This window comes from Streptomyces sp. NPDC047002 (genome assembly GCF_040704505.1).
In the GTDB taxonomy this organism is placed as follows: domain Bacteria; phylum Actinomycetota; class Actinomycetes; order Streptomycetales; family Streptomycetaceae; genus Streptomyces.
The window spans coordinates 219,632-228,166 of record NZ_JBEYWC010000008.1; the positions used below are offsets into that span (position 1 = coordinate 219,632).

The following is an 8,535-nucleotide window of genomic DNA, read 5'->3' on the forward strand; positions in this document are numbered from 1 at the left end:
GCTTTCCTGAGGTCCCGTCGGTCGGCCCGGGGCCTGTCGGACAGGCCCGAGGTCCGGTCAGTGGCAGGGGAAGCCGAGGAAGTGGCGGGCGTCGTGCACGAACTCGTGCACGTGCATGTCATTGCCGAACACGGAGTAGGCGCCCTGGTCGACGCCGATGAAGTAGTAGGCGGCCAGCGCGACGATCGCGGTGCCCACCAGCCACAGCACGGCCTTGGTGACCGGCAGGACGAGCGGGGTGGAGGCGGGGGCGGCGCTGGGCGCGGACATGCTGCTCACGAGAGTCTCCTTCGGGGATCTTGCGTCCCGCGTGGGTGGAGCGTCGTGATGGTGAAGTGTCTGACTGCGGACCCGTCGGATCCGTCACAGTGGCGCGACCGTGCTGGACTCTCACCAGCTTCCTTACACCATCCTTACCCGCGGAGCGTACGGATCCTGACCGAGGTACGTCAATCGGTCGGCGGGAGACGGCCGCCACACCGGCGCCGTCCCGGCCCGGCGGCGGGCGGCCGGGCCGGGGCCGCGCGGCGGGCACCTCACATATTGATCATGTGGCCCGCGAGGCCGTGCAGGGCCTCCTTCACCGCCTCGCCGAGCGTCGGGTGCGCATGGACGTTGCGGGCCGCCTCGTGCACCGTCAGGTCCCACTGCTGAGCCAGGGTCAGCTCCGGCAGCAGCTCGGTCACCTCGGGCCCGATCAGATGCGCGCCGAGCAGCTCGCCGTACCGGCCGTCGCTGAGGATCTTGACGAACCCGGCCGGGTCGCCCAGGCCGTGCGCCTTGCCGTTCGCCGTGAACGGGAACTTCTGCACCCGCACGTCGAAGCCCCGCTCCCTGGCCTGCGCCTCCGTCCACCCGAAGCTCGCGATCTGCGGCTGGCAGTAGGTCGCGCGGGGGATCATCACATAGTCCAGCTCCATGGTCTCCGCGCCCGCCAGGGTCTCGGCGGCCACCACGCCCATGGCCTCCGCGGCGTGGGCGAGCATGAGCTTGGCCGTGACGTCGCCGATGGCGTAGATGTGCGGGACGTTCGTGCGGCAGCGGGCGTCCACGTCGATCGCGCCGCGCTCCGTCAGGCGCACGCCCGTGTTCTCCAGGCCGTAGCCGGTGACCCGGGGCCGGAAGCCGATGGCCTGGAGCACCTTGCCTGCCTCCAGGGTCTGTCGCTGGCCGCCCGTGGTCACATGGACCCGCACCGTGTCGCCCGAGTCGTCGATCGACTCGACCCGGGTCGAGGTCAGCACGTTGATGCCCAGCTTGCGGTAGCGCCTGGCAAGTTCGGCGGATACCTCCTCGTCCTCAAGGGGCACGAGCCTGTCGAGGAACTCCACCAGGGTGACCTGCACGCCGTAGGTGTGCAGGACGTAGGCGAACTCGACGCCGATGGCGCCCGCGCCCGCGATGACGATGCTCTCCGGCAGCTCCTCGCTGAGGATCTGCTCCTCGTACGTGACCACGCGCTCGCTCAGCGAGGTGCCGGGCAGCAGCCGGGTCGACGCGCCCGCCGCGACGATGCAGTGGTCGAACGTGAGGGTCTCGGACGTGCCGTCCGCGGTGCGCACCGCGAGGGTGTGGTCGTCGAGGAAGGTCCCGGTCCCGTCGTACTCGGCGATCCGGTTCTTCTTCATCAGGTAGTGCACGCCCTTGACCCGCCCGTCGGCGACCCGGCGGCTGCGGGCGTACGCCTCGTGGTAGTCGAAGCTCACCGTGCCGTCCACGCGGATGCCGAAGGTCTTCGCCTCCTGCGTGAAGAGGTGGGCCAGTTCGGCGTTGCGCAGCAGGGCCTTCGAGGGGATGCACCCCACGTTCAGGCAGACCCCGCCCCAGTAGCGCTCCTCCACCACCGCCACGGACCGGCCCAGTTGGGCGCTGCGGACCGCGGCGGTGTACCCGCCGGGGCCCGCGCCCAGGACGACGACGTTGAAATGTGTGGTCATGTCCCGAGCTTACGCACGGCGCGCGGAACCGCGGCGGACGCGGGCCGGGCGTGCTCCTGCCCGGGTGTGCTCCCTGCCCGGCCGTGCTCCCCGGCACGGCGGCGCGGACTCCCGGCCGCTCCGTCAGCCGGCCGCGGCCCGCGCCGCGTCCGGCCACACGGGCAGGACCTGGTCGGCCCCGGTGATCCGCAGCAGCCGGAGCAGCGCCTCCGAGGGGGCCGCGATCCGCAGGGCTGAGGCCTGCGCGGTGTCAAGGAGCAGGTTCAGCGCGCTGGAGTCGGCGAAGGTCACTCCGCTCGCGTCCAGGACCGTCACCGGATGGGCCGCTGCGGCCGCCTCCAGGGCGGCGCGCAGCGGCGGGAGCGAGTCGAGGTCCAGGTCACCGCGTACGCGGATCACCCACGCCCCGTCAAGGGCGTACTCTTCACCCAGCACGGGCGCGGCGGCGACGCGGCGGTCGTCATGATCAGGCGTGGCAGACACACCGGGAGCGTAGCGGGCCGCCGCGCCGCCGTCAGCGGGACGGGGGGCCTCGCCCCGGCCCGCCCACACGTTCGGTCCTGAGCCCCGCGCGGCGGCGCTCCCGCTACGCCGGGGCCAGCGCCGCGCGCAGCGCCTTCTTGTCGGTCTTGCCGACGGTCGTACGGGGGAGCGAGTCGGCGAACGAGTAGGAGTCGGGCGCGTAGAGCTCGCCGAGCGCCTCGACGATCTCGGCGGTCAGCGCCGGGAGGTCGGGGGTGTTTGACGGGTCGCGCGGGACGAGCACCACGTGCACGGACTCCGTGCCGTCGGCGCCCGGCAGGCCCACGGTGGCGGCCTCCCTGACCGCGGGGTGCCCGCTGAGGAAGTCGTCGAGCAGCCGGGAGTAGACGTTGTCCGCGGTGCGGCCCGTCACGATGATGTCGCGCGCCCGGTCGACCAGGTAGAAGTACCCGTCCTCGTCCTGGCGCGCCAGGTCGCCGCTGCGGAACCAGCCGTCGGCGTCGAGGACTTCGGCCGTGCGCTCCGGGTCGTTCCAGTAGCCCTCCATGACCCGGTCGCCGCGTACGTACAGCTCGCCGGTCTCGCCCACGGCCACCGGCTTGCCCTCGGGGTCGCGCAGCTCCACCTCTACCCCCGCACCCGGCCGCCCGCAGCTGGTCAGCGACTCGGGCCGGTCCAGGTCGTGCTCCGCGGGGGTGAGCTCGGTGACGCCGCCGTTCTCGGAGGCCCCGTAGATCTGGTGCAGGACGGGGCCGAAGACGCCGATCGCCTGCCGCAGGCGGGCGGGGGAGGCGGCGGCGCCGGTGTAGTAGAGGGTCCTGAGGGCGGGGAAGCCGTGCGGGCGGCACCGCGGGTGGTCGAGCAGTTCGTACAGCATGGGCGTGACGATCATGAGCCGGGTGACGCGCTCGCGCTCCATGGCCGACAGGGCGGCACCGGCGTCGAACGTCCGCAGCAGCACGACGGTGTGGCCGCTCAACACGCCCACCAGGAAGGCTGCGTGGCCGCTGGTGTGCGTCACGAGTGTGCCGATGAGCAGCACCGGCTCGGCCACGGCTGCGTCGGTGAAGTCGGCGGAGATGTCCATGAACCCGCGGTAGTAGCTGCTGCGGTGGGTGACCAGCTTGGGCAGGCCCGTGGTGCCGCCGGTGTACAGCAGGGTGGCGAGGTGGCGGCCGTCGGCGGCGTCCTGCGGCGCGAGCGCCTCGTGCCCCTCGGCGGCCGCGAGGAAGTCGGGTGCGGCGGTCGAGGGGCCCACGCCGAAGACGTGCGGGATCGCGACCTCTTCGGTGATCCGCCGGGTCCGCTCGTCGAAGACCGGGTCGAACAGCAGCATCCCGACGTCGGCCCGGCGGATCAGCGCCTCCAGTTCGCCGTTGCCGGGCTCCGGCGGTACGAAGACGAGGCGGCAGCCGGAGAAGTGAATGGCAAGTTGCAAAAGCAACGCTTCCGGGGAATTCTGGACGAACAGTGCCACCCCGTCGCCCTGCCCGAGTCCCGCGTCCCGCAGGACGGCGGCGAACCGCAGCACGGTGTGCGCCGCCTCGGTGCCGCTGAGGCGGCGATCCCCGGCTATCAGTGCGTCGCGACTGCCTCTTGCCTCGAATCGCTGCAGAACTGCGGTGGTGTAGTTCTCGGCTGTGCTGACCTCGTCCATGATCCTTCTTCGTACTCGGGCAGAACGGGCCGGGAGCGGCCCCGGCCCAGCCACTCGTGAACAACGTTGCGGGTGCTATGACGGTTCACCAGCGTAGAGGACGGAACGGTCTCCTCCGGCGGGGGCGCGGAACGGGGCCGCGGCCCCCGCGCCCACCGCGCGCCGCACGGCCCAGGCCCCCGCACCCCCGTGTCCGCGGACGCCGCGGATCTGTCGATAGAGTGGGGGAGTTGACGTGAGAGAGGCGGCGCTGCCGATGTCGGATGCGGATGACTGGATGAGCCGCGCGGACCACCGTCCGCCACTGGACCTGCGCACGGACATCCCCCATCCGGCGCGCATGTACGACGTCTTCCTCGGCGGCAAGACCAACTACCGGCCGGACCGCGACATGGCCGAGCGGGTCGCGGAGAAGATGCCGACGGTGAAGCTCGCGGCCCGCATCAACCGGGACTTCGTGCTGCGGGCCGTGCGCTGCCTCGCCGCCGAGGCGGGCATCCGTCAGTTCCTCGACATCGGCACCGGCATCCCCACCTCGCCCAACCTCCACGAGGTCGCCCAGGGCGCCGCGCCGGACTCCCGCGTCGTCTACGTGGACAACGACCCGATCGTCCTGGCCCACTCGCGCGCCCTGCACGCCGGCGGGCCCGCGGGGCGCACGACGTACGTGCAGGCGGACTTCACCGACCCGGACAGCATCCTGACGGCGCCCCAGCTGCGGGAGACCCTCGACCTCGAACAGCCCGTCGCCCTGTCCATGGGGCTGCTGCTGCACTGGATCGCGCCCGAGGCGCGGCCGCACGCCCTGGTGCGGCGCCTCCTCGACGCCCTCCCCGCCGGGAGCCACCTCCTGATCAGCGTCTTCGCCAAGGAGCTCGCGGGCGGCTCTGCCAGTCTCGAACAGGACTTCGGCGCGCAGGGCATCGACCTGCACCCGGCCACCAGGGACGAGGCCCTGCGCTTCTTCGACGGCACCGAGCTGATCGAGCCCGGCCTCATCGCGCCGCACCGGTGGCGCCCCGACGCGCGGGCGCTCGACGTCGGCACGCCCGACGCGGCCCCCGACGACACCGCGGCTCCGATCTGGGCCGGTGTCGGTGTGAAGCGCGCGGTGCCCGCGCCCCGCGGCGCGTACTGAGCCGCACGCGCCGCATGGCCGTGCTCGGCGGGGCAGCCGGCCGTGCTCAGAGGGAGAGCAGCGCGCCGACCCTGTCGCGTACGCCGTCCCTGCCGTCCGCACGGCCCGCCACCAGGCGGTCCCGGTCGGCCGGGTCCCGGGTGAAGACGTGCAGCCGCCCGCCGTGGCGGGCCAGCACCAGGTCGGTGCTCGAACCCGCCACCTCGGCGGAGCCCCGCGCGGTGTAGTGGGTGACGGTGACGAGCGCGGACCGTTCCGCGCCGGTCAGGACGGCGTCGGCGTCCGTGGCGGGAGCAGGGCCGGCAGCCGGGCCGCGCGGCAGCCAGTCGACGAGCATGTCGAGGGCGTCGCCGACGGCGTACAGGCCGATCTGGTGGACGCCGAGCGCGTCGATGCGCAGCATCAGGCAGATGCGCTCGGGCTGGGGCAGCAGCAGGATCCGCCAGGGCTCGCCCGGCTCCGTGCCGGTCGTACGGGCGTCGAGCACGCTGCGCGCCCGCTGCTGGAAGGCGACGGCGATGCCCAGGTCGCCGCGCACCTGCACCTGGTCGGGCGTCGAGCCGGCCACCAGCATCTGGCGCGCGGCAAGCGAGCGCACGGCCTCCGCGAGCACCTCGTGCGAGGGGCGCGTCTCCAGGAAGTCCACGACCGCGTCGACCGCCGTCAACTCCGCGATGGTGTAGGCGCCGAGCAGCACGGGCCCGGTGTCCACCAGGTTCACCACGGCGGACACCAGCCCCTCGGGCACCCGGGCCTCGCCGGAGCCGGAGCCGGAGCCGGAGCCGGAGCCCGGCCCGTGCGGGGGAGTACCTGCCTGGTCACCGCTCATCGGGCGCCTCACCCCTCCCGTCACGGCCGAGGCCCGCGTCCGCGGCGTGCGCCGTGGTGAGGCGGAACACCTCGGCTGCGCTGCGCGAGGGCGTCTCCGTGACCCACACCTCGGAGCTGCCGAACAGGCCGCGCCCCGACCTGCCGGCGAGCGTGCTGCCCAGTTCGGCCGAGAGGTCCGCGCGGTCCGGCGGCGGGAAGCGCGCCGCCAGGTCGCCGGAGACCGCCGTCACGTCGTCGTCCTCCTCGATCCCGCGCAGCGCCCGGGTCAGCGCCCGCGCTACCGGCGGCGTGAGCGACGTGGGCAGGGCGAGGTCCGGCGAAAGGTACATCGGGCGGCGCTCCGTCATCCGCGACAGGCCCCAGGGCCCGACGTTGCTGCGGGTGACCCGGTAGACCAGGTAGTCCACGAGGTGCCGCAGGTCGCCGGGGCGAGGCAGCCGGTTCTTGCCGAAGGCGGCCGGGGTCTTCTCCAGCTGCACCCAGGTGCCGCGCGCGGTGCGCCCGTGCAGCTTCTCCCGCACGACCTGGCCGCGCATCCCGATGTCCGGGTAGCGCTTCTTGTCGATGTCGGGGTGGTGGCTGGAGAGCCGAGGATGGCTGACGCCGTCGAACCGCCAGGCCGTGTAGAGCCCGGGATCGTCCACCAGCACGTGCCCGCCGCACAGCACGTCGTGCAGCTGCGGCACCTGGAGGCCCCGGCGTTCGAGGTCGGAGAGGATGGTCGCCTCCTCGGCGCTGAGCCGGGCCGCGGCGGTCAGCAGCCCCTTGCGGTACTCACCGGCACGCGCGGTGATCTCGATCATGAGCCGGACCCGGCGCCGCACCTCGTCGGCCCGCCGACCGCCCACGGCCCCCGGCGCCGTGCCGCCGGACGTCCTCCCGGCGCGCGGCGCGAACGGCACGGTGTGCTTGCGCTCCACCCGGCCAGTACAGCACGGGCCGCGCCGGCGCGCTCCCGCAGCCGCAGGCCGCGGGCCAGGCCGTGCGGCCGCGTGCCCCCTTTGGCGCGGCCGGTCGAACGGTGCCACGGTGGAAGTGGCCGGACGGCCCCGGCGGGGCGCGTCCGGCGGACCACGAAACCGACCAGACCGCCCGCCGCGCCCCCACCGCGAGCCGGTGGTGCCGCGGGCCGTCGGGTGGTCGGAGAGCGGCACACCGTGAAAGCACTCGTCTACCGCGGCCCCAGGGACGTCGGCGTCCAGGAGGTGCCGGACGCGCGGATCGAGGACCCCAACGACATCGTCGTCCGCGTCACCAGCACCAACATCTGCGGCTCCGACCTGCACATGTACGAGGGCCGCACGTCCTTCGAGGAAGGGCGCGTCCTCGGCCACGAGAACCTCGGCGAGGTCGTCGAGACCGGCCCGGGCGTGAGCAAGGTCAAGGTGGGCGACTACGTCGTCCTGCCGTTCAACATCGGCTGCGGCTTCTGCAAGCAGTGCGAGCGCGGCCTGACCAACTACTGCCTCACGATGCAGCCCGAGCCCGCGCTCGCCGGCGCCGCGTACGGCTTCGCCGAGATGGGCCCGTACGAAGGCGGGCAGGCCGAGTTCCTGCGCGTGCCGTACGGCGACTTCAACGCGCTGCGCCTGGGCGAGGACGCCGAGGAGCGCCAGGACGACTACGTGATGCTGGCGGACATCTTCCCCACCGGCTACCACGCCGCCGAGATGGCGGGCGTCGGGCCCGGCGACCAGACGCTCGTCTACGGCGCGGGACCGGTCGGCCTCATGGCCGCGTACTCCGCGCTCCTCAAGGGCGCGGGGCGCGTCTGGGTCGCCGACCACCAGAGCGACCGCCTCGCGCTCGCCGAGCGGATCGGCGCGATCCCGATCGACACCAGGCAGAGCGATCCTGCGGAGGTCGTCAAGGAGGCGACGCTCGGCCTCGGCGCGGACAACGGCTGCGAGTGCGTCGGCTACCAGGCCCACGACCCGCAGGGCAACGAGAACGCGGCCCTGACGCTCGACGGCCTCGTCGACGCCGTGCGGTTCACCGGCAGGCTCGGCGTGGTCGGCATCTTCCTGCCGCAGGACCCGGGCGGCGCCCGGGCCCAGGGCGACCTGGAGGCCGCGGGCAGGATCCCCTTCGACTACGGGCTGATGTGGTTCAAGGGCCAGTCGATGGGCACGGGGCAGGCGCCCGTCAAGCGCTACAACCGGGCGCTGCGCGACCTGATCGCGGCGGGCAGGGCCGAGCCCGGGTTCCTGGTCTCCCACGACCTGCCGCTGGAACAGGGCCCCGAGGCCTACCGGCACTTCGACGCCCGCGACGAGGGCTGGACGAAGGTCGTGCTCCACCCCGACCGGCAGCCCGCGTCCGCCGCGGCCTGACCGCGGAGGACGCGACGCGGCGGGCGGCGGCGGAACCGGAGTGAGCTCGCCCTTGACTTGTCGCCAGGCGGACCAGGCGGCGGGTCCGGTGGCGAGGGCGTCGGCCTCGGTGAGCGCGTGCAGCAGTTCGAGGGTGGTGCGGCCGCGCACGTGCCG

Annotated in this window: 8 protein-coding genes and 1 riboswitch; of the genes, 2 read left to right on the top strand and 6 right to left on the bottom strand. The window is 73.4% G+C overall.

Annotated elements, in window-relative coordinates:
* Positions 1-57: 57 nt before the first annotated feature.
* From AB0910_RS11290 to AB0910_RS11305, 4 genes are all read right to left on the bottom strand, one after another.
* Entirely contained in the window at positions 58-270 is a 213-nt protein-coding gene (locus AB0910_RS11290; protein ID WP_366744308.1) for a CbtB-domain containing protein, read from the bottom strand.
* Between the two features lie 56 nt (positions 271-326).
* Positions 327-412: riboswitch (adenosylcobalamin (AdoCbl) riboswitch) on the bottom strand.
* 124 nt (positions 413-536) lie between these two features.
* The gene (gene lpdA, locus AB0910_RS11295) at positions 537-1,937 is read right to left on the bottom strand and encodes a dihydrolipoyl dehydrogenase (RefSeq protein ID WP_366744291.1); all 1,401 of its coding nucleotides are present in this window, start codon (positions 1,935-1,937) and stop codon (positions 537-539) included.
* Between the two features lie 123 nt (positions 1,938-2,060).
* The gene (locus tag AB0910_RS11300) at positions 2,061-2,420 is read right to left on the bottom strand and encodes an STAS domain-containing protein (protein ID WP_366744292.1); all 360 of its coding nucleotides are present in this window, start codon (positions 2,418-2,420) and stop codon (positions 2,061-2,063) included.
* Between the two features lie 103 nt (positions 2,421-2,523).
* On the bottom strand, positions 2,524-4,077 hold the full coding sequence (locus tag AB0910_RS11305) for an AMP-binding protein (protein ID WP_366744293.1): 1,554 nt from the start codon (positions 4,075-4,077) through the stop codon (positions 2,524-2,526).
* Between the two features lie 256 nt (positions 4,078-4,333).
* On the opposite strand from AB0910_RS11305, the gene AB0910_RS11310 reads away from it, so the two are divergent.
* Entirely contained in the window at positions 4,334-5,215 is an 882-nt protein-coding gene (locus AB0910_RS11310; protein ID WP_366744294.1) for an SAM-dependent methyltransferase, read from the top strand.
* A gap of 46 nt (positions 5,216-5,261) precedes the next feature.
* Here AB0910_RS11310 and AB0910_RS11315 read toward each other — a convergent pair whose 3' ends face one another.
* Both AB0910_RS11315 and AB0910_RS11320 read right to left on the bottom strand, forming a co-directional pair.
* On the bottom strand, positions 5,262-6,044 hold the full coding sequence (locus AB0910_RS11315) for a hypothetical protein (RefSeq protein WP_366744295.1): 783 nt from the start codon (positions 6,042-6,044) through the stop codon (positions 5,262-5,264).
* Positions 6,034-6,966, bottom strand: a complete 933-nt coding sequence (locus AB0910_RS11320; protein ID WP_366744296.1) for a hypothetical protein — start codon at positions 6,964-6,966, stop codon at positions 6,034-6,036. The genes AB0910_RS11315 and AB0910_RS11320 overlap by 11 nt, the downstream gene beginning before the upstream one ends.
* A 237-nt stretch (positions 6,967-7,203) precedes the next feature.
* Here AB0910_RS11320 and AB0910_RS11325 point away from each other — a divergent pair, with 237 nt between their 5' ends.
* Entirely contained in the window at positions 7,204-8,379 is a 1,176-nt protein-coding gene (locus AB0910_RS11325) for a glutathione-independent formaldehyde dehydrogenase (RefSeq protein WP_366744297.1), read from the top strand.
* Positions 8,380-8,535 lie beyond the last annotated feature (156 nt).